This is a genomic window from Desulfosporosinus youngiae DSM 17734 (genome assembly GCF_000244895.1).
GTDB classification, from domain to species: Bacteria; Bacillota; Desulfitobacteriia; order Desulfitobacteriales; family Desulfitobacteriaceae; genus Desulfosporosinus; species Desulfosporosinus youngiae.
Window position 1 is genome coordinate 1,221,358 of the sequence record NZ_CM001441.1, and the last position, 24,052, is coordinate 1,245,409.

Genomic DNA, 24,052 nt, shown 5'->3' on the forward strand with positions numbered 1-24,052 from the left:
TTCGCCACATCCGTGCAAGATTAGTTAATTCGTGCGAAGACAGTGTCTTCGTACCGCAGCATTCCGAGGCTGGCCCACTCGCCGGTGCGGGACTCCGCCAAACCTCCGGGTAATACCTGATGTGAACCCGTGGCTCCGTATCCCCACACCGTCTTGTGGGCTTTTACCGCCTCTCCATGCAATGGGTTCGCTTCTGTGGACGAAGCTGCCCTGCTTGCGGGTCTAGGAATTCTTCTACCAGTATTTGAGGTATTTTTCTAAGGTATACTTTTATTGTAAAGGGTTGTCTTTTCGCCAAAGCAGATCGCAAAATGTAAATTTAATTAAATATCATATTATTAAGTAGGAGTGTGGAGTAAAATGACAGTTTCTGGATTGGAAAAGCAAAAAGAACAAGCGATTAACTCAAAGGATTTGCTAAAAAAGGAGCAGGCCAAGGGCCTAAAACCGGATTGCACGGATGATCTGAGAATTAAGATTAAGAAGGCACTTGAAGCAGAGAATTTATGCTATGACTGTGAAACTGGATTTCATTATATGAAACAATAACTTATGCAAGTTATTAATTACTTTATCGAACTAATTCCGTTTTTTAGGAAAAGCAGTGGTTTCAAGGATCGGCCTGTCAAAAGGTGCTTGTCTTGATGGAGAGAGTTACAATCCAGTGCAAAGCAGGCAAAGTTATCACATTGGAGGATGGTATTATGGAAGAGAAACAACGAGAAGGATTAATGGAGGAAAATCGCTTGTTTTTCCCTCCTAATGAATTTAGTTCAAAAGCTATAATTCAAAACCCTGAAATTTATGAACTAGGGCAGGACCGGGAAATGTTTTGGAGCGAACAGGGAAAACGGTTAGACTGGTTTAAGCCATGGGATACAGTTCTGGAATGGAACCCTCCCTTTGCCAAGTGGTATGCCGGCGGAAAATTAAATGCAGCCTATAATTGCTTAGACAGGCATTTAAAAGGAGCGCGTCGGAATAAAGCGGCGCTAATCTTTGAAGGAGAGCTGGGAGAGCGAAGAGTATTAACCTATCAGGATCTTTACCGCGAGGTAGCTCAGTTTGCGAATGTCCTTAAATCTTATGGTGTCGAAAAAGGAGATCGCGTGGCAATTTACATGCCTATGATTCCGGAGGCTGTGATCGCGATGCTCGCTTGTGCCAGATTAGGCGCTCCGCACAATGTAGTATTTGGTGGATTCAGTTATGAAGCTCTGAGGGATAGAATCCTCGATTCTCAAGCGAAGGTTGTTGTTACCTCGGATGGGAGTTATCGTCGCGGGAATATTATTCCCTTAAAGGAAAACGTAGATCAAGCACTCCGCTCTGTTACTTGGGTTGAAAAGGTGATTGTTGTGCAACGCACAGGTCAGCCTGTGGAAATGCAGGTTGGCCGGGATGCTTGGTATCACGAGGTTATTAAGAATGCCTCAATGGTTTGCCCGGCTGAGCCTATGGATGCGGATGATATGCTTTTTATTCTTTATACGAGTGGAACAACCGGAAAACCAAAAGGAATTGTCCATACGGTCGGCGGTTATATGGTTGGGGTTTCAACAACTCATGAGTGGGTATTTGACCTTAAAGAAGAAGATGTCTATTGGTGTACCGCAGATGTGGGCTGGATTACAGGACATAGTTATTTGGTGTATGGGCCATTGTCGAATGGGGCAACGGTATTAATGTACGAGGGAGCACCAGATTTTCCGGAAAAGGATCGGTATTGGGAGATCATCGAGAAGTATGGAGTAAGTATTTTATATACGGCTCCAACGGCGATTCGTTCGTTTATGAAATGGGGGGAAAGCCATCCTTTAGGCAGGGATCTTTCCAGTCTGCGGCTTTTGGGTTCAGTTGGCGAACCGATTAATCCTGAAGCGTGGATGTGGTACTATAAACATATTGGGGGAGAGCGCTGTCCCATTGTAGATACCTGGTGGCAAACAGAAACAGGTATGATTATGATGACTCCTGTACCAGGGATTACTCCTATGAAGCCGGGATCGTGTACAACTCCTTTTCCCGGCGTTCATCTGGAAGTAGTAAATCACGGGGGTGAACCCGTTCAGAAAGGAGAGGGCGGGTATTTAGTTGTTCGTGAGCCCTGGCCGGCGATGTTCAAAACAGTCTATGGTGATAACAAACGCTACGAAGACACATATTGGGGGCAATTCCCGGGTGTATATTTTACTGGGGACGAAGCAAAATGGGATGATGATGGTTATTTCTGGGTAATCGGACGTGTGGATGATGTCATCAATGTCTCGGGGCATCGGATTGGAACAGCGGAAGTGGAAGGCGCTTTAGTAGATCATCCGGCAGTTGCGGAAGCGGCCTGCGTAGGCAGAGTCCACGAAATAAAGGGTCAGGCAGTCTTTGCTTTTGTCAGCTTAAAAGAAGGAGTTGTCATTCACGACCAGCTTATTGCAGACCTTAAGGCGCATGTTGCCCTTAAAATCGGTTCGCTGGCACGACCCGATGATATTTTTTTAACGGATGAACTGCCTAAGACTCGTAGCGGAAAGATAATGAGACGTCTCCTCAAAGATATTGCCGAGGGCCGGGCATTGGGGGATACCAGTACACTAGCGGATGCAGCGGTTGTTAATTTTCTGAAAAGGAATCTTAAAGACCAGAAAGATCAAACAGTATCGAAGACTGCAATATTGGGTCGGAATAAGATTTCAATACCTGACACGGCTACGTTTAATCATTGTAAGGATGAATCTTATGAAGGATACAGTTATACAGTTTGGTTTGCAACCCCTCCTAAGGATGGTTCACGCCATCCAATGACTCATTTTTATTGCTTCCAGTGGATAGAAAGACTAAACTTAGTTTCCGAAGTTGTTATGGCAATCACCAATATCATGTTAAACAATAAGGATGCATTCGAAACAATGTTTGCTGACGGAACACCGGATTTTAGCTATGCAGTGATCAATGAAGGAAAAATTACAGATGATTTGGGAGAGGAAGGACAAATCTGTTTTTGCGGTTCCGAAGGCTAAGAGATGTTATTTCCAATTTTCGATAAGCAAACGAACAACATCGGCTCCGCCAATGATAGTTCCTATTGAACCGCCTAAGTTTGCTAAAGTAACTATTAATAGAATCCGAGTTACCTTGTTATTCCAAAAACCTTTGAGGCTAAACACGTCCTCAGAAAGATTTTCAAAGTCTCTTACACTGGGGCGACGAAGATAAGCTTGTACAATTCCAGCGAACCATCCGGCTGCAATGAGAGGATGTAAAGTAGTTATTGGAGCGACAACAAAGGCTGTCAAAATGGTGAGCGGATGTCCAAAAGCAAGCGCAGTGCCAAGCGCTGCAAACGATCCGGTCCATAGTATCCAGCTTAAGGTTTGTTGAACCCCTGCAGCAGGATTTGCAATAAACGTATAGGCAATAATCCCAATAATAAGGAGCGGTATTGTCCAGCCAATCACTTTCAGAGCCTTGGATTTAGCGGGTACCTGGGATAAACGTGCTAAATCGTGGTCGTTTTTTAGTTCTTCTTTAATACCGGGGACGTGAGCCGCACCTAAGACTGCAACGACTTTAGTCCCTGGCGCCTCTTTAATTTTTTGGGATAAGTATTGATCCCGCTCATCAATGAGCGGTACTTTTAATTTAGGAAAGTTAACAGTGAACTCTTTTAGTATAGAATTAAGCATATCTTGGGACTTCATTTTTTCTAAATCCTCTTCTGAAATATCTTCGTCATCAAAAATACTGACGAAGATTCCGGTTAGAAGCTTTACTTTTCCCCAAAACCCGACACCTTCCCAAATCCGAGCAAAGGTTATTTGAATATTTCTATCAGCCAGTACGAGGTTTGCACCGATCTCTTTTGCCGATTCAGCCCCCTGAATCATTTCTTGTCCGGCATTAATCCCGAATTGTTTGGCAATCCGTTTTTGAAAGGAAGATATGACAAGATTTATTAAAAGTAAGGTAGCTTTTTTTTCTTTTATAATCTTAAAAATATCAGTCTCTTTCCACTTATTGCCTTCGATGATTGTTTTATAGCGCGGTTCATCTAATTCAATACAAACAGAGTCAGGTTTTTCGGCTTCAATAACTTCTTTCACTAGGTCGGCGCTTTGCTTCGACACATGTGCAGTTCCAATAAGGATGAATTCTTTGCCATCTAAATTTAGGCGGGTAATGTTTTCGTTCTCTTCAAACATAACGACCTTCCTTTATCGTGCTCTTCTTTATCCATGTAGCAGACCCTATTTGTAAGCGATTTCCATGTTTTATATACTCATTTCCCACAAGGTTTATTGTACTCTACTTATCTCTGTCCGACAAATTAGTTTTTAAATAAAATCAGAAAAGGAAATGCAAGAAGCACGTTGGTTGTCCAGGCCAACGTGCTTCTTGCATTAACTATCTACATTCCTTCCGCAAAAGGGAAGAAGACTAGAGGGCTGTAAAGTATGCTATGAGAACTCTCGGAACCTGATTAAGAAGTGCACAAAGATTATTCCAAGAACTCTAAAAATGGTTTTTTCATACTAACTAAGGCGTTTACCATAAGTTCTACTAAACCACCGTATTGTACATTAAACTTTTCTGTCACCTCGTAGAACTCTAGAATATCCCGAATTGCTCCCTTGCAGTTAGAACAAGGAGCACAGACATATTTAGGCAGGTCAGCATTCTCCATACTATCCTGAAAGGCTCCAAGGATTTGGTTAAACTTCATGCGAGAACTAACTTTATTTCTCCACTCAGAAAAATTCATGGAATTCGTAATAGCAAATCCGCCGCCGCCGCCACAGCAGTAATTGTCGACTCCATGGGGAGTCATTTCCCTAAACTGCGGGCAAATTGCTTTTATAACTTTCCGCTGCGGCTCAACGATTCCCATTCCCCGGACATAGTTACAAGGGTCATGAAGTGTCACAGGAAAGTTATTCCTGCTGGGATCTAACCTTAACCGTCTTCTTTTGACCATATCCCAAAGAAGAGGGAGACAACTTTCTACAGGAACTTTAGCATCACCATACATCATACGATCCCCTACGATGGCCGAAGCTTTATGGGCATGCCCACACTCAGCGATAACGATTCTATTGACCCCCAGTTCTTTAGCGACTTTCATCTGCAGTGTAGCTAAGGCTCTTGCCTGAAAATCATCATACCAGATGCCGTAGTTTACATTGTCATATCCTGCTATTTCACTACTGAGGGTCCAGCTGAGGCCGGCTTCTTCAAAGAGAATGGCAAAAGCGATCGGGTTTTCCGGCCAGGCCATATACTCTCCTGCATTATGCAATAAAAGGATATCGGCACCTTTTTTGTCCATTGGAAATTTAATTTTCAACCCATACTTTTCCTCGATATCCTCTTCTAAAAATTCTATCGTATCTAAAAACGCAGGTTTGGTAATTCCCGTAGACGAACCGGTCTTAAGTTGGAGGACTGTACCTTTTTTATGCAAAGGTTGAGGAGCAATACCTAATTCCTGGCTGAAAATCTTACGGATCTCTTTCGTAAAAATAGCGTTATCTAAGCCCAGGGGGCAGGTTTGAGCACAACGCCGGCAAAGATTACAGCGATAAGCCAGTTCTCCAAGCCGAGCTATTGTTTCCCAGTTCACATCGATATCTGCTCCGACAAAACTGCCCAGGAGCTTTCCGCTTTTGGTAAAGTATTTCTTGACAATTTTTCGAAGAACTTCGGAACGGAAAATGGGCCGGTACAGCTCATTTTTGCCGGACGCCTCGTAGATATGGCAGGCGGCTGAACAAGTATCACATTTGGCGCAGTATTCAAACGATAATAAATATGGCTGAAGCATTCCGTTGTTGGCATCAGAAAAGCTTTTTTCTAAGCCGCTAAGGAACTTGCGGACAAATTCGTCTTCTTCCTCTTTAGATTTTGGCCGATTTAAAGTATCAATACCAACGTAGCCATCTAATGAAGCACAGAATTTTTCTTTCCAAGCAGGCTTAGGATCCGTTAAGGGAGGTTCCATTCCCGGTTTATCATAGGGCGGAAATAAAGGCATCAACTGTTCAGATTCCAGTTTGATTAGTTGCTCGTCCGATCCTCCCATATCTTTAGGGCGTAAATCTCTTTGATTGATCATACTCAGTCTCCCCTTTCCACAAAGTTGACTACAAAATTATGTAGTTAGTCTTTGAGGTTGAATCGCTTGTTTATATGAAGAAAACAAATGAAAGGGATAATAATTGACATATGCCCGTTTACGTTTATTATAGGGTCATAGTAAACATATGTCAATTATTATCTTTAACTTACTTTGTCAAATAAAAGCTGGTCTTGAAGGCTGATTGAATTTCTGAAATCAAACAAAAAGATTTTAAAGAAGAAAATAAAACTGAGGATTATTGACATATGTTCAAAAAGGAGTATAATTAGACTCGTAAAGGGCATATGTCAATAACAAAGGGGGGGTTATTATGCCTCGCAGAGATGGTACGGGTCCTGAAGGACGTTCATCAATGAATGGCGGCGGCTTAGGGCTAGGGACTGGTTATAGAAGAGGTCCCGGAAAAAACTTTATAAAAGATCCAAACGTAGTCAAAACCCAGAAAGAACGGCTGCAAGAGCAAAAAGAGCTGCTGGAAAGCAAGCTTAAACTAATTTACAAGCAATTAGAGAATTTATGAGGGCTGAATGTGGCAGGGGTTTGCTTCTGTCACGTTTGTTATTAATTGAGGTGAACGATATTATGCCAAGACCACGAAAATGGAGAAAAGTGTGTTGTTTACCGGCAAGCAACCGATTCGGGCCGCTTAACACTTTGCTTAATCAGGCACATTTCGTAATTATGACGGTTGATGAGTATGAAGCGATACGACTCATTGATCTCGAAGGGTTTACGCAAGAAGAGTGTGCCGACCAAATGCATATTGCACGTACGACCGTTCAGCGTATCTATAATGATGCCCGAAAAAAACTTGCAGAATCCTTGGTGAAGGGAAAAGTGTTAAGAATAGAAGGCGGAGATTACAAGCTTTGTGACGGTCTTGAAAAAACATGTGGTTGTGGCGGCTGCCTCAAACATAGATTTGGCGGAGACCCTGTGAAAGATAAGACTGGTGGTGATTGATTATTTATTCTGAGAAAGTAATTGAACACTTTATGTGTCCTCAAAATGCCTATAGTATGCCGGATGCAGATGCTGAGGGAAGTTTTGGAGATCCCTCATGTGGAGATGCTCTCACGATCTTCATTAAGGTACAGGATGATTTCATTAAGGAGATCAGTTATCTGGTGTTTGGATGTTGTGCATCAATTGCCACATCAAGTATGACATCTGTCTTGGCTAAAGGCAAAAGCTTAGACAATGCCCTGAAGATTACCGAAGAGGATGTCATCAAGGCCTTGGATGGCCTGCCCGATACTAAAGTACACTGCTCTAACTTAGGAGTCAGTGCTTTGCGAAATGCTGTTGCTAATTATTATGAAAAGCAAAAATCTTATGTAAAGGAAGGATTCTGATGAAAATTGCGATCCCAGTCGATGACAAATCCATGGAAACAACTGTGTGCCAATCTTTTGGGCGTACACCCTATTATCTAATTTATGATACAGAATCAAAGGAGCCTGTTTTTTTAGATAATAGCGCCATAGCCAGTCAAGGTGGTGCAGGGATTAAGGCTGCTCAGACAATTGTGGATAACAAGGTTAGTGCACTTCTTACGCCCCGATGTGGGGAAAATGCTGCAGACGTTCTGAAAGCAGCCAATATTAAATTGTATAAGACGCTTAATGCCTCAATTCAAGATAATATTGATGCTTTAAAGGAAGGGAAACTATCTCCTTTACAAGATATTCATCCTGGATTTCATGGTCATGGAGGAAAATAGTATGAAGATAGCTGTGCTAAGCGGGAAGGGCGGCACAGGCAAAACCCTTGTATCTGTAAATCTGGCAGCAGTGGCCAGAGAGGCCATTTATATGGATTGTGATGTTGAGGAACCAAACGGGCATCTTTTTTTTCGGCCTAAGAATATTAAAACAGAAAAAGTGTCGGTAAGGATCCCTTACGCCGATGAAACGCTTTGTAATGGCTGCCGCAAATGCCTGGATTTTTGTAAATTTAATGCCCTGGCGTTTATTATCAACAAGCCGATTGTCTTTGACGACGTTTGCCATTCCTGTGGCGGATGTGTGCTGCTCTGTCCGCAGAAGGCCTTATCCGAGAGAGAAAAGATCATCGGAGAAGTTCAAAGGGGTGTTTCTGAAAATGTTGCAGTGATCACAGGGATCTTGAATACGGGCGAAACATCGGGTATCCCTGTTATAAAGAAACTTTTGAATGACGTTCCGGCGGAGGCGGATTTGATCTTTATTGATTGCCCCCCTGGAAGTGCCTGTATTGTAATAGAAAGCATCAAGGATGCCGACTATTGTATTTTAGTAGCGGAACCCACCTTGTTTGGTGTTCATAATCTTAATATGGTCCATGAACTGATAAGGTTGTTTGACAAACCACATGGGGTCGTGCTTAACAAGTGTCTGGAGGGAGAAAATCCTGCCGAAAAATTCTGTATGGAAAAGGGTATTCAAATATTGGCCAGGATTCCTTTTGACAAGGAGCTTGGAAAACTAAATTCCGATGCGTTGATAGCAGCACGCGAAAACCAAAGGTATCGGGAGCTATTTTTTTCTCTGCTTCAAACTGTGACTAAGGAGGTGGGGTATGAAACAGTTACTAATCCTTAGCGGCAAGGGTGGTACAGGAAAAACAACCATTGCCAGCGCTTTTATTCAGTTGTCAAATGCTCAAATGTATGCAGATTGTGATGTGGATGCACCTAATTTGCATCTGATTATGAACCAGGCAGTGGAAGCCCGACGATCAGATTATTATGGAATGCCCAAGGCAGAGATTGATCAGGCTTCATGTGTGCATTGTGACGTGTGCAGACAAAACTGCCGGTTTGATGCCATTCAGGCGGATATCGGTTATAAAGTCGATCACTTTGCCTGCGAGGGTTGCGGAGTGTGTGAAGCCCTTTGTCCGGCAGGGGCTGTATCATTAAAGCCTGCCAAAGCAGGAGAGTTAATGCTCTATGTGAAGGATTCGCTGTTTTCAACGGCGGAGCTTAAAATGGGGAGCGGTACCTCAGGGAAGTTGGTCACCGAGGTAAAAAAACTGTTGAAGTCTGTGCCGATAGATACGGGACTGGCAATCATTGATGGATCGCCGGGTATAGGATGTCCGGTGATCGCATCCCTAAGTGGGGTTGATATGGTTCTGATTGTTGCAGAACCTTCTATCTCAGGGATCAGTGATATGGAACGCATCATTAAAACTGCGAAAAAATTTCAAACAAGAATTGCCATTTGCATCAATAAATTCGACACCAATATCGAAAATACACGAAAGATAGAGTCGTTTTGTCAGAAACTTTATCTGCCATGTACAGGAAGAATACCTTATGATCCAGCTGCTGTTAAGGCAATCAATCAAGGACAGAGCATCGTCGAGCTAGATTGCGCGGCTGGGCGTTCTGCCAAAATTGTTTTCGATAAGACGATTAAACTATTATTTAATGAAAGTTTAGCGTTGTAAGGAGTATGAATAAGATGAGCGACAAGTGTGATCAGAATTGTAACAGCTGCGGTGAAAATTGCTCTGAAAGGAAAGAGAAGCAAACTGACTTTTCCGCAAAGCTGCACGAAATGAGCAGCATTAAAAAGGTGATTTGTATTGTCAGCGGAAAAGGCGGTGTGGGGAAATCGTTGGTAACCTCACTGCTTGCCGTTACAATGAATCGAAGAGGCCATCATACAGCCATTTTGGATGCCGATGTTACCGGGCCGTCTATTCCTAAAGCTTTCGGAATTAATCAAAAGGCCTCCGCGAGTAAACAAGGACTGCTTCCCGTTAAAAGCAGAACAAACATCGATATTATGTCGATTAACCTGCTTCTGGAAAATGACACAGACCCTGTAATCTGGAGGGGGCCGATTATTGCCGGTACAGTCAAGCAGTTTTGGACAGACGTGATATGGCGTGATATTGACTTTATGTTTATCGATATGCCGCCAGGCACCGGTGACGTACCTCTTACTGTTTTTCAGTCTATAGCTGTAGATGGAATAATTATTGTAACTTCTCCGCAAGAGCTTGTTTCAATGATCGTATCTAAGGCAGTAAATATGGCGAAAAAGATGAACATACCCATCATCGGATTAGTTGAAAATATGGCGTTTTTTAAGTGCCCTGACTGTGCTAAGGAATATAAGATTTTTGGTGACAGCCATATTGAAGAAATAGCTAAGAAGCACCATTTGGGGGTTCTGGCTAAGCTGCCGATTGATCCTCAAATTGCTGCAGCATGCGATCAAGGTTTGATTGAATCATTCAATAATGATTGGCTTAACTATCTGGCAGGAATTCTCGAAAAAGATGGAGGGAAATAGTTTGAAAGAACCCGGAAATATGATCGCATTTAAAAAAGGTCATAACAAAATAAGCCTGCTAAATAGCGGCTTTCAAAAAATTTGTTTGTAAGGTTTTAAGTTGTATTAGGCATATCGGGTATTTGGTAGCCTAAAGTTTGCAGGTAGCGAATAGCCATTTCCTCAGTGATCTGCGATGCATAAGTTTGTTTTGGTTTGGAGTCGATTTTGTATAGTTCAAAATTAAACGTCTCACCCTTATCTAGCATATGGTAGATACATTTTAGCAGTGTATGTGCAATAGCAATAATGGCCTTTTTGTGACCTCGACGTTTCTTAATCTGGTCATATCGGTTTTTGAAATACGGACACTTTTTACTCTTAATTGCAGCATTTGCACATTGAACTAGTAATGGCTTGATATATACACCAGCTCGTGAAATACGAACAGATTTCTTCTTGCCAGCACTTTCATTGTTTTGAGGAGTAACTCCAGCCCATGAGCATAGATGCTTGGAGGAATTAAAAACTGCCATATCGCTACCGATCTCACCGATTATAGCGATGGCAGTAAAAACATCCTTGATACTTGGCAATGATAAAATTATCTCTATTTGTGGCAAATAGGGCTGAGCTAAGCCTAAAACAACCCGTTCGATATCAGTTATATGTTTCTCGATGTTCTCAAGATGATGCAGACAAACACGCATTTTATCTGCTTGAGGCTTAGTTAAATTCCCATTGATTGATTTTGTAATTGTTTCTGCTTTATCTTGCATTCTTCCGTGTAACATTGATGAAACCTCGAAATCCATATCATCCGGATTATCAAGTATGTGATTAATGATTCTCATCGAGCTTACGCCAAAAGTATCAGAAACAACACTAGAAATCATAATATTTGAAACAGTTAGAGAGTTTTGGATGCGGTTTTTCTCGCTTGACTTAACATTGATGAGCTTAAACCGATACCGCATTAAATCACGAATTTGACGAATTGGTAAGGGTGGTATAAAGCTACTGGGAACTAAACCGTGCTTATGTAAATCGCAAAGCCAAATAGAATCTTTCTTATCGGTTTTCTTGCCTCGAATACCTTTAACATACTTTGGATTAGCAACGACAACATCACAGTAATCTTCCAAAATGTTAAAAACAGGGTGCCAGTACTTGCCTGTAGACTCCATACAGACATGAACGCAAGAGTGAGCTTTCAACCAATCCAAAAGTTGAAGCAAACTCTGGGTAAAGGTTGAAAATTGCCTCGTTTGGTAATCCGTAACCCCCGATTTGTTAGTAGTACCAACCGTTGCAACAACAAACTTCTTGTGGACATCAATTCCACAGCAAATAGGAAAACAATTTTGAGCATAAACACATCCCCGCATAAGTTTATAGTGGATAAAGCAGACATTGACTGTTTGCTACATAATAAACGGGAATTGTTTATACAAGGATTAGTTTACGTGCTCTATGGCACACTTATTTGTACTTGAAAATAGCAAACGGCACATCTTAAAATGCGGGCAGGGTGCTAAACCCTGGACCACTCACCTCCCCGTGCTCTGTAGTGTATCTGCTTATCCAATTGGATTATATCCACTAGGAGACACTTTCATAAATTTTTGTGCCTTGAGCACAGCGAAAGGAATGGAACTTAAAATGAAAATAGCGGTAGCAAGTGATAATGGAATGGTAGCAGAACATTTTGGACATTGTCAGGGTTTTAGTATCTTTGAAATTCAAAACAATCAAATAGTTGAGAGTGAGACTATCCCAAACCCTGGACATAAGCCCGGCTTTTTACCTAACTTCCTAAACGACTTAGGAGTGAAAGTTATTATTTCAGGCGGTATGGGTGGCGGTGCTATCCAAATATTTAATGAAAAAGGAATAGAGGTTATAACAGGAGCAAACGGACTTTCGAAGGTTGCCGCAGAACTATATTCACAGGGCAAACTTAAAACCACGGGCTCTGTTTGCCAAGAACATCAGCACCAGGGAGAATGTGGTGGACATTGATTTTTACGTTGAGATTTAAACCTAAAAGATGTTGAGTAAATCTAAGCCTCCTTGATAATACTATTGTATTAAGGAGGCTTTTTATAATGCGGGATCGATTCTACTATGGTTTTTTTGCAGGATTAATCGCGGGTATTCCTATGGTATTGTTCAACCTCTTCTCTTACTACGTTTTGGACTTTGCCCAAATGAGACTTTTGGATTGGATGTCAATCATCTTGTATGGCCGATTACCTTTGAATGCATTTGATTCTATCTTGGCCCAAGTGGTTCATTTTGGATTTCTGGGTTTTTTAGGAATTGCCTTTGCATATTATGTTCCGTTAGTTAGAAGCAGGCATTACCTTTTCAAGGGGTGGGTATTTTCATTAAGTGTATTTAGTTTACTATACGCTACTACATTGTTTTTTCAAGTTCCGGGGTTGGAAATGATTCAGCCCTATACTGTAGCCTCAAATTTAATATCAAGTACCATTTTCGGTTTAACGCTCGCAGAAGCGGCGAAGAGGATAGTGAGTACTGAACCCCGTTCACAATAGCTGTAAACTAAAAAACTGTGCTCCCAGCATTCACAACAATAGTATTGTAGGAATAATATGGATTGTGAGGAAAGGGCTGGGAGGGGTCTGGTTTGAAAGCAGAGGAACGGGTTTGTTTTATCCAACGTTTAGAAGAACTAAGGGAATCTAAAGTCTTAGTCTATTTTTCTTATACACCGTTAGATGACTCTATCTTAGTCCCTTTGTATGAACAGTTAAAAGAAATTGGGCATACTAAAAAAATCGATTTAGTTTTACACAGTTACGGGGGGGCAGTTGATACACCTTATAAAGTTGTAATGCTAATCCGAGAATTTTGTGAAGAATTCGCCGTAATTGTTCCTTTCGTCGCCAAATCAGCAGCTTCAATGCTTGTTCTGGGAGCAGATGAAGTTGTGATGGGACCGATCTCTGAACTTGGCCCGATTGATCCTTTGGTCAAGCATCCTGTCTATAAAGATGTCTTAGTACCAGTGCAAGCTTTTTGGCACTGTTTGGATTTTTTTCAACAATTAATCGTTAATAGTTCGAATTCTGAAGTCGCTACCATTATTGCTGCTCCAATGATCGGTAAGCTTGATCCTTGGCTTATCGGAGATTACGAAAAAACTATAAAAGCATCCCGGCAATATGCCGAAACATTATTATCCCGCTATATGCTGAAAAATGCCCCGGAAAAGGTTCCCATCGTGACCCATGCTTTAACAGAGGGATATTACTCCCACGGATATCCTATTGGAAGGCGGGAAGCCAAAGAACTAGGGATTAAGGTAACTGAAGCTCATGGAGAACTCTGGGATATTATTTGGAATCTGTATCTTGGCTATGAAAAGCTCTTTAAGGATAAGGAAAATGAATGAAAAAGACTCGCCGTCCATGGCTACTTAAGATAGGCAGCAATCCATGGCCGGCGGATGTCAGCTAAGTTTTCTTCAGTTTCCATTGATAACATATTGCACGTTGTCTATTAATAATGTAGGATAAACATAATGTTTGTTCTACTATTTGATATCAGACAATGAGTAGATACTACTTTTATTAATGGAGGTGGCCGAATATGCTTACAACGTTTGGAATGATAACTCCTATGACTGCAGGGATTGTTCTTGTTATTGCTTTGGTGATTTTTGGTCCTGGTAAACTGCCTGATTTAGGAAAGGCGCTTGGAAAAGGGATCAAAGAATTTAAATCTGCCACTGACGGCGATGAAAAAGAAGTAAAAGAAGTCAAGGAAGTAAAGACTGTAAAAATTGAAAAGGAATAATTGAGACAGATAAAAGGCGGAGCTTGTCAGGCTCCGTCTTTTTACCATGTAAGCAGGTATGATTTTTAATTTAAGTTGAATGGATTATTTTGGAAATGGAAACTATACTTATTAATGGAAACTATGCTTATTTATAGAAGTGGTTCCTGATATGCAGTTTAAAGGAGAGGTAAGCCTATGAAAACTTCGGATGTCAAGTCGTCAAATAGCGCGATGTTGATCTATCAATTTATCACGCAAGTCTTTCCTCTTGTAAAACAAGAATTGGAGAGGTGGAAAGAAAAGGCTAGGCAGGCACCTGATGCACGATTAAGTCAGCAAGCCTTGGACAGTATTCGCCTGAAAGCATTTCACTGCCAGGGGGGAAGTATTTATGCGCTTTATCCAGGAATAAATAGGTTATCAACTATTCGCTTCATAGTTGCTTATCAAACTATGAGCGACTACCTTGATAACTTAGTAGATAGCCTTGAAGTAGAGGATGAAAAAGCATTCCGGCAATTGCATTTAGCTATGCAAGAGGCCTTAAATCCTGAGGCAGATCCTTCAGATTACTATCTATACTATCCTTATCGGGAAGATGGCGGATACCTCGAGAGCTTGGTTAAAACCTGCCAAGAGAGTATTCGTAAGCTACCCTCATACACAATTGTTCAAGAAGAAGCCGTTAAGTTTGCCGAACTTTATTCTCACTTACAAACTTACAAACATTTAGCAATCGGGACACGTGAATCAAAAATGTTGGAATGGCTTAAACCCTACATATCCGTTGATTCTGAGATAACAGCCTGGGAATTTTCAGCTGCAACCGGATCGACTCTGGGGATTTTTTGTTTGTATAGCGCAGCTTTCGATCCCGAACTGACGATAAAACAAGCAAAAAAGATCGGGCAAACCTATTTCCCTTGGATATGTGGTCTTCATATTTTGTTGGATTATTTCATCGATCTACGCGAAGATCATGAGACGAATCAGTTGAATTTCGTGGCTTATTATGACAATACGAAGGTGATCTATGAGCGACTTAACCTATTTGTCCAAAAGTCTCTAGATCAAGCAAAGCTGTTACAATATCCCAAGTTTCATCAAGTCGTGGTTAAAGGACTTCTAGCCATGTATTTGTCCGATGAAAAGAGTATGAACGAGGATATTCAAGCAATAGTCAAAAAGCTTTTAAAGAATAGCAGTCTAGGGGTTTATTTGCTCTATTGGCTATGTCGCAAGTTACGCAAAGGTAACATTATTTGACCAGGTAAACAAAAGGGATCAATTATGCCCTATCTGATGCTTAGACCATAATTGATCCCTTTGTGGGTGCTTTAGGCTTTACGGTGCAGGATTGAATCAGCCATGTTTAATAAAGTGGTTTTATATTGGCTGGAAGGAATTCTGTCCAAGCTTGCTTTAGCATTATTGATACATTGAGTGGCAGTCAGGTAAGCTTCTTCAATGCACCCGGTACTGATAAGAGCCGCTTTGATGCTAAGAGCGCCTTGATGAGTAATATTACGGGTTCTCATAATTTCCCTAAACCAGCCTCCATAAATTGGCTTGTCCAAAAGATAAAGCATTGGGAGTGTTATATTTCCATTAGCAAGATCAGAGCCGACCGGTTTACCAAGTGATTCCTCATCCCCATTAATATCCAATATGTCATCGGTAATTTGATAGGCATAGCCAAGGTTTAATCCGTATTCCCGCATCAGGGTTAATTCTTCCGGCGCTGCACCGGCAAGGATGGCACCGGATTGGCAGCACGCCGCCAGCAGAATTCCTGTTTTATTGGCAATCCTGCTAAAATAGCTGTGCGTATCAACTGAATTAGAGAATTGATCATCCGATTGATGTACTTCCCCGTGACACATAGCCTGGATTGCATCAACCAGGTAGGTCATACTGGCTAATAGTTGTTGTTTAGAAAGGATATTAAAGGCTTCGGCGAATAGGTAGTCTCCAGTTAGGATTGCTGCATGGTTACCATATTGGGACACTATGGTTGGTTTTCCGCGCCGGGTTGCGGACTCGTCAATAACATCATCATGAATCAGGGAGGCCATATGAATGAGTTCTGACGCTACAGCGGCTTGAATCATCAAGGGGTTTAAGGGGGCAAAGCACATCCCGCTATAAAGGGTGAGGAGCGGCCGAATCCTTTTACCGCCGGATTCCAGCAAACTGATGCAGGTTTCCCGAATAAGGCCATCAGACTTTTGGAGTACAGTTTGCAACTGATCTTCAACAAAGAGCAATTCTGTAAATGGAAGTTTAGGAATAGACGTGTCATTGGTGATATATTGTTCCTGTATACTCATTGCATCCGCCTCTGTTTCTCTTAAAATAGTAAAAGTGTTTATATTATGCCTGAAAGAGAAGGATAGGATACCTGAATCTACAAAATACTTCCAACCTTGTTCCTTAATAGACTTAATGATAAGTCCTTAACATGACTAATATTAATTCTATGGGGGAATCTAAAAATGTTTGAACTAAATATAAAATAAACGCTAACCAACTAAGGAGGTAAATTCGATGACTAATGAAAATAATAAAGAACACGCATCACAATTGAATCGCCAGCCCTGGGAACCGGCAGGAGTTGTAAGTGTGGCAAATGATGATCAAACTCCCAAGTACGGTGATGACGGCGGTAAAAATGCTAAGGGAGGCAGGCTTACTTTAGAGGTTAAAGAAGTGTTTCATAATAAGGGTATCATGCAAAGCCTTAATACTCCTAAGTCCAAGCAGTGACGTTCAAGCGCCATTAATATGGATAATAACTCCGGCTCATGTCTTGATCCTATGGACATGAGCCGGAGTATAAATAATTATTCCGATGGTCTGAGGTGAAACTATGTTTAAATCAAGGGTATGGCAAGATCTAATCAAACCAACAATCTGGGCATATGTTATAGCGTGTATGATTCCGGCTAGTATCGCGGTTACTTATTATCTGTATGATCGTTTTTTTTGAAGATAGTGTAATTAGTCTGTAAGGTAATTTGGTTATATTCACTGGAGTCTCTGAGACGGGGCGTAATCTTGAAGGCCAGCATCAACGCTGTAATACAGGTTAAGGTTAACAGCCCGGTCAACAAAAAGGCTATATCCGCCCCTAATTTATCCGCGACATAACCGGCAAACATATTTCCAAGAGGGGCTGCTCCAACAAAGACCAGGGAATAAAGGCTTATTACCCTTCCCCTGTACTCATCTTTGGCATTGATTTGGAGAGTAGAATTAGCAGTCGTACTGAACCAAATGTTAAATATCCCTGTAATTACTAATAATACCCCCGTGTAGTAGTACGTCCTTGAAAAGCTGATAAACACTAAAAGTATGGAAACCACGACAGTGCTTCCCATTAAAACCTTGGCGTTAGGTCCGGATTTACTATTCAAAGATACCATTAATGCCCCCAGGAAAGAGCCTATACCTAAGGCCGACATTAAAAAACCATAGACATATTCTTCTTGATGAAGCACGCCTTTTGTAAATACCGGAATTAAGACATTAAAGTTAAAAACAAAGATCCCAATGATTAGCACCATCAAAATTGTCTTTAAGAGAGCCGGCTCACGACTAATATACTTTAGTCCATCATTTATCTCCCGAAGCAGGTTGTTCGAGACTTCTTTACGGACATATGGCTGAACCTTGATTTTGAGCAGACTAAGAATTACGGCAAGATAGCTTAAGCCATTAATTAAAAAACACCATTCAGCTCCTAGAGAAGCCAGAATTAAAGCACCTATTGCAGGACCAACAATTCGAGCCAGATTAAAGGTTGCCGAATTTAAAGCAATTGCGTTCATTAAATCATCTTTGCCTGCCAGTTCAATCGTAAATGATTGTCTTGTCGGTATATCAATTGTATTGGAAAGTCCTAATAGAAAAGCTAAAACAAGAATGTACTCATATCTTACCGTTTCAGTAAAGACAAGAACTGATAATGTAAGGGCAAGGACCATTGAAGTAAACTGCGTAATCAGAATTATGGTTCTTTTCGGGTATCGATCAATAACAACACCAGCAAACAATGAAAAGATGGTTATCGGTAAGAATTGCATCGCTCCTAATAGACCTACCAGCAGAGGAGATCCGGTTATGGAGTATACGAGCCAGGTTTGTCCTATGTTTTGCATCCAAGTACCAATCAAGGAAACACATTGTCCAAGCCAATAAATTCGAAAATTATCGTGTTTTAGGGCGGGGAAGCTACAGCTGACCATGCTTTTTATATAGTTGAAACGATCCATATAGTTGACCCCTTTGTATGATCCATCATCGTCGGCTTCAGGTTCTACAAGCAGCGCTAATGTACTTGGCTGCGATGAGGTACATCATAATTATATCATAGTGAACTAATAAAAATCCTTTTAGGGACATCGCTTTTCCTGATACAATAGGGGGGGGAATTAATTTAAATGTAAGGATATGAGAAATATGAACGTGATGATTTTAACAAGCAGCCCTAATATTGATGGGTTGACAGCCGCCTGTGGAAACGCTGCTAAAACTGGGGCAGAGGAGGCAGGTGCAAACGTTGTGATGGTTAATCTAAATCAGCAAAGGATCGGTAACTGCCAAGCCTGTGACAATGGTTGGGGATCATGCCGAAACGAGCACCAGTGTCAGATAAAGGATGACTTTCAGAACTTGCATGCATCTATGGCTAAGTTTGATGCTTTTGTTGTTATAACCCCAGTTTATTGGGGGGATATGAGTGAGTCGGCGAAAGCTTTCACCGACCGCTTAAGACGCTGCGAAGCCTTGAAAAAACAAAATTCGTTTATTGAAGCCAAACAAGTGATATCCGTAGCCGCAGCAGGTGGGAGCGGCAACGGAATCATTTCATGTCTTACCTCAATGGAAAGACTCTTCACTCACGTAAGAGCCGATAAGTTTGACTTTATAGGAGTCACTCAGAAAAATAAAAACTATAAACTGAACACCATTCGCGAAGGTGCTAAAGAAATGGTATCTGTTCTAAGCCGTAAAGGAAGTAAGGTAGACTGAAATAAAAGCCATCACACTAATTTTGTCAGGTGATGGCTTCATAATTGATATCAATCAACCTTTTATGCAATTCCAAGGCATACCCTTTTTAGATTAACAAAGCAAGCCTAAACGAACTAGTTGCCGCTTTCTTTCTTTTTAATATAGTCGGCGACGGCTGTGGATTGCATTTCTTCCCAGCTTTTAAATTTAGTTGTTTTCGCAATAAATTTATCAAAATCTTTGTCAAGGAGCGCCATAAATTCTTGAAAACTATTTACTTGAAATTTACCGACAACTAGTAGTTCACCAAAATTAGCAAATTGAGTATAAGCACTCATAAAAGCTGGAGTAAACAGATCAGTAAAGCTTACCATACTGAGTGCTTGTTTGGATTTTTTGGAGTTTTCCTCCAGGCTCTCTGCCAAATTATCAAGGTCGGACTGTTTATTGTCATCCATACATTAACCACCCTCATTTAGCTTCATTTTGTGCATTTTTGAACAACTAAGATCATTATAATATAAAAAACGATGTAGGAAAAGTGAATTTTAGGTTATTCGGAGTCGTTCTTAGGTGGGTTTTCCATGATGTTCCAAAAAGCACCGCCTTGCTTGAAGGCATCAGTGCTCAGAATTTCCAATTCTCCTTCTCGTAACGCAGTATTAAAGAACTGCTCGATAGTTATACCAAGTTTAGTACATACATAATTTAGACGTTTACGATCTTCATCGGAAACTGGAATTACAAGATATTGAGTCTTCATATATATCACCTCTATATAAGTGATTCGCTGGAAAGATGAAAAAACCTGCTAAGAAAATGCAAAAAATCAAAACTCCGCCCATCTAATAGGAAAAAAACCTTGGAAAAAATCAGCGCTTTCTGTTAGTATAACGTATAGGGTCAAACTGTTTTATGTATACAATAATCAAAATAGTTTTATGGGTCATTCCATTTATGTTGGTATTATGAATTAGAATCTAGGGGGTTACTTAGAGATGGATACCAGTTCCCACGTAGATCGACTGTTTGCAATAAAGCCTCCTGCCGGCAGAAATCTGCCGGTAAGCAAGCTTGTGGAAATTGCATTAGCCCGACAAGAAGGTGTGCTGACTGATACCGGTGCACTATGTTGCACGACCGGCAATTACACTGGCCGCTCTCCCAATGATCGATATATCGTTGATGAGGCTTCTGTTCATAGTCAAATCGCTTGGGGAAACGTTAACAAACCAATCAGTCTTGAGATATTTGATAGACTCTATCAACGGGCTTTGGAGTATTTGGAAACTAAGGACTATTTCGTGTTTGACGGGTTTGCTGGAGCTGATGAAAAATACAGTATGCCACTTAGAGTAATCAATGAGTATGCTTGGCATAACATTTTTGTCCAACAGTTGTTTATTAGACCAACATCTCAGCAATTGGAGGTTCATCAACCAGAATTCACTATGATTTGTACTCCCGGTCTAAAAGCAGATCCGGAGTCTGATGGTACTAACTCAGAAGCATATATTATTCTGTCCCTTGAGAAAAAGATCATTATCTTAGGTGGTACTGAGTACGCTGGAGAAATGAAAAAATCCATTTTTAGCGTTTTAAATTATTTGATGCCTTTACGTGAAGTTTTGCCTATGCATTGTTCCGCAAATGTTGGAGCAGATGGGGATGCTGCACTCTTCTTTGGTCTTTCAGGTACGGGCAAGACAACTCTGTCAGCTGATCCGGAGAGAAGTTTGATTGGTGATGATGAGCATGGCTGGTCCGGAAATGGCATTTTCAATTTTGAAGGGGGCTGCTATGCCAAGTGCATTGATCTATCTCAAGAAAAGGAACCCCAGATTTGGAAGGCCATCCGATTCGGAACGGTCATTGAGAATGTTATTTTAAATTCGGATTCTAGGGTGCCGGATTTCACAGACAACTCTCTTACCGAAAATACACGTGCGGGTTATCCTGTAAACTATATTGATAATGCCTTGATACCTAGCCTGGCAGGTCATCCGCGTGTAGTTGTGTTTTTGACGGCAGATGCATTCGGAGTGCTGCCGCCGATCTCAAAACTTACTAAAGAGCAGGCCATGTATCATTTCCTATCCGGCTACACGTCAAAGCTTGCAGGTACAGAGCGGGGAGTTACGGAACCGCAAGTCACATTTTCGACTTGTTTCGGGGAGCCGTTTCTGCCATTGAGTCCGGCGGTTTACGCGAATATGTTAGGAAAACGAATTGATGAGCATAAAGCTAGAGTTTATTTAGTCAATACCGGTTGGTCTGGAGGTCCCTATGGAGTCGGGAAACGCATGAATCTAACGTATACCAGAGCTATGATAACGGCAGCCTTGAACGGAGAGTTAGAGAAGGTTCATTATCACGCGGACCCGGTCTTTGGCATTTTGATTCCCGAAGAAGTAAATGGAGTACCTGCTGAAATCCTAACTCCGCGTAATACTTGGGACGACACTGAGGCTTATGACAAAACTGCACGCTCTCTGGCGGAGAGCTTTCGTCACAATTTTGAGAAGTTTGTTGATGTTTCAGCGGATATTCGTTCCGCCGGACCTAGTATTACATAATTAGATAACTACTTTACGGGACTAAAAATACGACTAAAAGGACAGCATTTGCTGTCCTTTTAGCGTGAGAGGGGGACGGGGTTGTTGACACATTCTTGGAGTGTGTCGACAACCCTGTCCCCCTCTCACGCCCGAGCACAAGGTAAAATATTGACGATGACCGTCAGAAAACAAGCTCTAAATACGTATTAATATATAGATAAATCATTGGGGGAGTTTAATTATGAACGGACTAGACTTTTTGCTGACATCCATTTGTTTCACTTTTTTAGGCTTTGGGTTATGCTATATTACTCTTTCAAGTAATGCCAGACTTAAAGCCCAAAACGATGATAAAGCTTCACATATTATACACAAATAGGTCACCGAAATGAAACATCTTTAGTTTATATTAAATAATGTAGATCTCTAAAAAATAAGGAAAGGAGATGTTAAGTATGAAATTAATTATTATCTTAGTAATTGTTATGATGATTCCCTCTTTGCTGAGAGCGTTACCCATTAATGAGTATTCAGACTAATTAAAGAATGATAAGTGTTTTGATAAACTACATGAATGATTTCCCGTTGATTAACGGTATGATATAGAGGTCTTTCTTCTGAAACATAACGGTGTTTGAATCGGAAAATACTCTGATAATTCTTGGCTTAATATTTAAGTCGAGCAAAATACCCCTGAAAGCGTTAGCTTTCAGGGGTATTTTTAGGGGTGAATGTCAAGGATTTTTTCTGATATCTTAGGCCGACTCCTCATTCGCGTTCCATTTATCTTTCCATCCCTCCCATTTAGGAGCGGATGCTAATTGTCTTTTCATGGATTTACACTGTATGGTCCAAGGTCCAATGCTTAGGGTAGGCATTTCCAAAGATAAATGAGTCATAATAATCCTTAGGTGTCTTCTAAAAGCTTTACTCCCTCTATCAGTGACAATATCGAAGTCCTCAATCATTCCAATAACTTCACTGATATTCGAACAAATAGACCCATTGGCCTTATTTTTATGGGACACAAAATAGCCTACAACATCACAATTGTTTTCCTCTTCATCACTTGGTGATTCCTCTTCGTCGAATTGAAGTCCATTAATTGTATCAATTGCTTCCCGTAATTCTTTCGCTTTTTGAATTACCTCGAGCAGGTCATTTCCTTGAGTTTTACACCCTTCTACTTCAAGTATTTCTGCAAACCAGAGTCCTTCTTCATTAAGTGGGCTGGCAATTAAGGTACAACTTTTCATTGCTTAAACCTCCATTTAAAGATTTTAAATAAATAATTCAAGATCAAAAATGCTAATTCCTTCCATATTGAAAATTAATCTCGTCATCCTTCGATTAAATGAACGTTGGTTTTTGTAGATTTATCCTTGTCTGACTTCTTTCGCTTGAATTAGAAGATAATCGTGAGGATAAGTGTGTAGTTGTACATTTCGTAATTGTATATTTATACTTTTTCAATTTCCCGGACTTACTACTACAACCTATTATTAATAAATGTCGAACTTGGTATTGTGATAGATGCCATTCGTCATTTCGAAAATTTTCCAAAATATTAATTTGGTTTAGAGACAAACTAAACTTAAAGCTGAAAGGAGTCGTTAGGTATGAATAAGATAAAGGACCGCATTACTTTAAGTGTTCTGGCAGGTGGAATTGGTGCTACGATGATGATGGTAATTGATTTGATTTTTACATTGATCGGAATATCCAAACGGTCATATCGTACCCTGGCTGCAGGAGTTTGGGTCTCATCTCGAAGACAAGCAAGTTCCTGGCAGGGTCAATTACTAGGAACCATTATGAATTTAGCCTTAAGTATGGGTGGGGCTTTTACTTTAGTTAATATATTGACTAAATTTGGTAAGGACAACATAGTACTTAAAGGATTATTTTTCGGCGTCTCATTTGGCGCTGTTATCAATGCTATGCTTGCTGTTCTTACAAGTAAAAAAATAAAGGCTAAAGATGCGGGAACTAACTTAGCCTATGTAGTTTCTAATGCCATGTTCGGTATTACTGCGGCTTTAGCGGCCTCAAAATTAGGTCATGATTCACTTTTCGGTGTAGAACACCAAAATGATTGGTTTCAAAGCTCTTCGGAAACTAAGGTGATTACTGGAATCGCAGCAAGATAAGAAGAATGCAGCGAATTTAAATACAATCTGACGCCTAAGGCGTCTTTTCTTTTCTTAATTGTTCAGGAAAGGTATATTTTGACTTGAATGCCTGATGTAGGTGCGTGCAGCAGCACGCTTTTT

Annotated in this window: 27 protein-coding genes; 18 read left to right on the forward strand and 9 right to left on the reverse strand. The window is 40.9% G+C overall.

Going from position 1 to position 24,052, the window contains the following annotated elements; translation table 11 throughout:
* Positions 1-20: 20 nt before the first annotated feature.
* A complete protein-coding gene (locus tag DESYODRAFT_RS28610; protein ID WP_169315909.1) occupies positions 21-182 on the reverse strand; it encodes a hypothetical protein in 162 nt (53 codons plus the stop codon).
* 178 nt (positions 183-360) lie between these two features.
* Between DESYODRAFT_RS28610 and DESYODRAFT_RS05965 the strand changes: the two genes are divergently transcribed.
* Both DESYODRAFT_RS05965 and acs read left to right on the forward strand, forming a co-directional pair.
* The gene (locus tag DESYODRAFT_RS05965) at positions 361-549 is read left to right on the forward strand and encodes a hypothetical protein (RefSeq protein WP_007780713.1); all 189 of its coding nucleotides are present in this window, start codon (positions 361-363) and stop codon (positions 547-549) included.
* Positions 550-704: 155 nt separating this feature from the next.
* Positions 705-3,014, forward strand: coding sequence for an acetate--CoA ligase (acs, locus tag DESYODRAFT_RS05970; RefSeq protein ID WP_007780715.1), 2,310 nt, complete (start codon positions 705-707; stop codon positions 3,012-3,014).
* A 6-nt stretch (positions 3,015-3,020) separates the two neighbouring features.
* Here acs and DESYODRAFT_RS05975 read toward each other — a convergent pair whose 3' ends face one another.
* Positions 3,021-4,196 carry a TraB/GumN family protein gene (locus DESYODRAFT_RS05975; RefSeq protein WP_007780719.1) on the reverse strand — a complete coding sequence of 392 codons (1,176 nt, stop codon included), beginning with the start codon at positions 4,194-4,196 and terminating at the stop codon, positions 3,021-3,023.
* A gap of 296 nt (positions 4,197-4,492) precedes the next feature.
* Positions 4,493-6,106 (reverse strand): (Fe-S)-binding protein, encoded by a 1,614-nt coding sequence (locus DESYODRAFT_RS05980; protein ID WP_007780721.1) that lies wholly within the window; start codon positions 6,104-6,106, stop codon positions 4,493-4,495.
* Positions 6,107-6,440: 334 nt separating this feature from the next.
* On the opposite strand from DESYODRAFT_RS05980, the gene DESYODRAFT_RS05985 reads away from it, so the two are divergent.
* The 7 genes from DESYODRAFT_RS05985 to DESYODRAFT_RS06015 all read left to right on the forward strand — a co-directional run bounded on the left by DESYODRAFT_RS05985 (position 6,441) and on the right by DESYODRAFT_RS06015 (position 10,419).
* Positions 6,441-6,650 carry a DUF5320 domain-containing protein gene (locus tag DESYODRAFT_RS05985; protein ID WP_007780723.1) on the forward strand — a complete coding sequence of 70 codons (210 nt, stop codon included), beginning with the start codon at positions 6,441-6,443 and terminating at the stop codon, positions 6,648-6,650.
* Positions 6,651-6,712: 62 nt separating this feature from the next.
* Entirely contained in the window at positions 6,713-7,093 is a 381-nt protein-coding gene (locus tag DESYODRAFT_RS05990) for a DUF134 domain-containing protein (RefSeq protein ID WP_042339390.1), read from the forward strand.
* On the forward strand, positions 7,090-7,485 hold the full coding sequence (locus DESYODRAFT_RS05995; RefSeq protein WP_007780727.1) for an iron-sulfur cluster scaffold-like protein: 396 nt from the start codon (positions 7,090-7,092) through the stop codon (positions 7,483-7,485). The genes DESYODRAFT_RS05990 and DESYODRAFT_RS05995 overlap by 4 nt, the downstream gene beginning before the upstream one ends.
* On the forward strand, positions 7,485-7,853 hold the full coding sequence (locus DESYODRAFT_RS06000) for a NifB/NifX family molybdenum-iron cluster-binding protein (RefSeq protein ID WP_007780730.1): 369 nt from the start codon (positions 7,485-7,487) through the stop codon (positions 7,851-7,853). Before DESYODRAFT_RS05995 ends, DESYODRAFT_RS06000 begins: the two co-directional genes overlap by 1 nt.
* 1 nt (position 7,854) lies before the next feature.
* On the forward strand, positions 7,855-8,712 hold the full coding sequence (locus DESYODRAFT_RS06005; protein ID WP_007780732.1) for a nucleotide-binding protein: 858 nt from the start codon (positions 7,855-7,857) through the stop codon (positions 8,710-8,712).
* Positions 8,690-9,565 carry an ATP-binding protein gene (locus tag DESYODRAFT_RS06010; protein ID WP_007780734.1) on the forward strand — a complete coding sequence of 292 codons (876 nt, stop codon included), beginning with the start codon at positions 8,690-8,692 and terminating at the stop codon, positions 9,563-9,565. The genes DESYODRAFT_RS06005 and DESYODRAFT_RS06010 overlap by 23 nt, the downstream gene beginning before the upstream one ends.
* A gap of 14 nt (positions 9,566-9,579) precedes the next feature.
* The gene (locus tag DESYODRAFT_RS06015) at positions 9,580-10,419 is read left to right on the forward strand and encodes an Mrp/NBP35 family ATP-binding protein (RefSeq protein WP_007780737.1); all 840 of its coding nucleotides are present in this window, start codon (positions 9,580-9,582) and stop codon (positions 10,417-10,419) included.
* A 95-nt stretch (positions 10,420-10,514) separates the two neighbouring features.
* On the opposite strand, the gene DESYODRAFT_RS06020 is transcribed toward DESYODRAFT_RS06015, so the two are convergent.
* Positions 10,515-11,786 carry an IS110 family RNA-guided transposase gene (locus DESYODRAFT_RS06020; protein WP_007780738.1) on the reverse strand — a complete coding sequence of 424 codons (1,272 nt, stop codon included), beginning with the start codon at positions 11,784-11,786 and terminating at the stop codon, positions 10,515-10,517.
* A gap of 274 nt (positions 11,787-12,060) precedes the next feature.
* On the opposite strand from DESYODRAFT_RS06020, the gene DESYODRAFT_RS06025 reads away from it, so the two are divergent.
* From DESYODRAFT_RS06025 to DESYODRAFT_RS06045, 5 genes are all read left to right on the forward strand, one after another.
* Positions 12,061-12,420, forward strand: a complete 360-nt coding sequence (locus tag DESYODRAFT_RS06025; RefSeq protein WP_042339397.1) for a NifB/NifX family molybdenum-iron cluster-binding protein — start codon at positions 12,061-12,063, stop codon at positions 12,418-12,420.
* An 86-nt stretch (positions 12,421-12,506) separates the two neighbouring features.
* Complete coding sequence (locus DESYODRAFT_RS06030) at positions 12,507-12,959, forward strand: hypothetical protein (RefSeq protein ID WP_007780742.1); 453 nt, start codon at positions 12,507-12,509, stop codon at positions 12,957-12,959.
* A gap of 92 nt (positions 12,960-13,051) precedes the next feature.
* Positions 13,052-13,819, forward strand: coding sequence for an SDH family Clp fold serine proteinase (locus DESYODRAFT_RS06035; protein WP_007780744.1), 768 nt, complete (start codon positions 13,052-13,054; stop codon positions 13,817-13,819).
* A 197-nt stretch (positions 13,820-14,016) separates the two neighbouring features.
* Positions 14,017-14,223 carry a twin-arginine translocase TatA/TatE family subunit gene (gene tatA / locus DESYODRAFT_RS06040; protein WP_007780747.1) on the forward strand — a complete coding sequence of 69 codons (207 nt, stop codon included), beginning with the start codon at positions 14,017-14,019 and terminating at the stop codon, positions 14,221-14,223.
* 177 nt (positions 14,224-14,400) lie between these two features.
* On the forward strand, positions 14,401-15,471 hold the full coding sequence (locus DESYODRAFT_RS06045; RefSeq protein WP_007780749.1) for a tetraprenyl-beta-curcumene synthase family protein: 1,071 nt from the start codon (positions 14,401-14,403) through the stop codon (positions 15,469-15,471).
* 71 nt (positions 15,472-15,542) lie between these two features.
* On the opposite strand, the gene DESYODRAFT_RS06050 is transcribed toward DESYODRAFT_RS06045, so the two are convergent.
* A complete protein-coding gene (locus DESYODRAFT_RS06050; protein WP_007780751.1) occupies positions 15,543-16,535 on the reverse strand; it encodes a polyprenyl synthetase family protein in 993 nt (330 codons plus the stop codon).
* Between the two features lie 217 nt (positions 16,536-16,752).
* Here DESYODRAFT_RS06050 and DESYODRAFT_RS06055 point away from each other — a divergent pair, with 217 nt between their 5' ends.
* Complete coding sequence (locus DESYODRAFT_RS06055) at positions 16,753-16,971, forward strand: hypothetical protein (protein WP_007780753.1); 219 nt, start codon at positions 16,753-16,755, stop codon at positions 16,969-16,971.
* A gap of 191 nt (positions 16,972-17,162) precedes the next feature.
* Here DESYODRAFT_RS06055 and DESYODRAFT_RS06060 read toward each other — a convergent pair whose 3' ends face one another.
* Positions 17,163-18,479: an MFS transporter gene (locus DESYODRAFT_RS06060; protein ID WP_007780759.1), complete on the reverse strand. Its 1,317-nt coding sequence runs from the start codon at positions 18,477-18,479 to the stop codon at positions 17,163-17,165.
* Positions 18,480-18,666: 187 nt separating this feature from the next.
* Between DESYODRAFT_RS06060 and DESYODRAFT_RS06065 the strand changes: the two genes are divergently transcribed.
* Positions 18,667-19,239 (forward strand): flavodoxin family protein, encoded by a 573-nt coding sequence (locus DESYODRAFT_RS06065; RefSeq protein WP_007780761.1) that lies wholly within the window; start codon positions 18,667-18,669, stop codon positions 19,237-19,239.
* Between the two features lie 116 nt (positions 19,240-19,355).
* On the opposite strand, the gene DESYODRAFT_RS06070 is transcribed toward DESYODRAFT_RS06065, so the two are convergent.
* Both DESYODRAFT_RS06070 and DESYODRAFT_RS06075 read right to left on the reverse strand, forming a co-directional pair.
* The gene (locus DESYODRAFT_RS06070) at positions 19,356-19,679 is read right to left on the reverse strand and encodes a hypothetical protein (protein ID WP_007780764.1); all 324 of its coding nucleotides are present in this window, start codon (positions 19,677-19,679) and stop codon (positions 19,356-19,358) included.
* A 95-nt stretch (positions 19,680-19,774) separates the two neighbouring features.
* Positions 19,775-19,984, reverse strand: a complete 210-nt coding sequence (locus DESYODRAFT_RS06075) for a hypothetical protein (RefSeq protein WP_007780766.1) — start codon at positions 19,982-19,984, stop codon at positions 19,775-19,777.
* Between the two features lie 235 nt (positions 19,985-20,219).
* Between DESYODRAFT_RS06075 and pckA the strand changes: the two genes are divergently transcribed.
* The gene (gene pckA, locus DESYODRAFT_RS06080) at positions 20,220-21,797 is read left to right on the forward strand and encodes a phosphoenolpyruvate carboxykinase (ATP) (protein WP_007780768.1); all 1,578 of its coding nucleotides are present in this window, start codon (positions 20,220-20,222) and stop codon (positions 21,795-21,797) included.
* A 737-nt stretch (positions 21,798-22,534) separates the two neighbouring features.
* On the opposite strand, the gene DESYODRAFT_RS06085 is transcribed toward pckA, so the two are convergent.
* Entirely contained in the window at positions 22,535-23,035 is a 501-nt protein-coding gene (locus DESYODRAFT_RS06085) for a type II toxin-antitoxin system HicB family antitoxin (protein WP_007780774.1), read from the reverse strand.
* Between the two features lie 363 nt (positions 23,036-23,398).
* Here DESYODRAFT_RS06085 and DESYODRAFT_RS06090 point away from each other — a divergent pair, with 363 nt between their 5' ends.
* Positions 23,399-23,929, forward strand: coding sequence for a hypothetical protein (locus tag DESYODRAFT_RS06090; protein WP_007780776.1), 531 nt, complete (start codon positions 23,399-23,401; stop codon positions 23,927-23,929).
* The last annotated feature ends 123 nt before the right edge of the window (positions 23,930-24,052 follow it).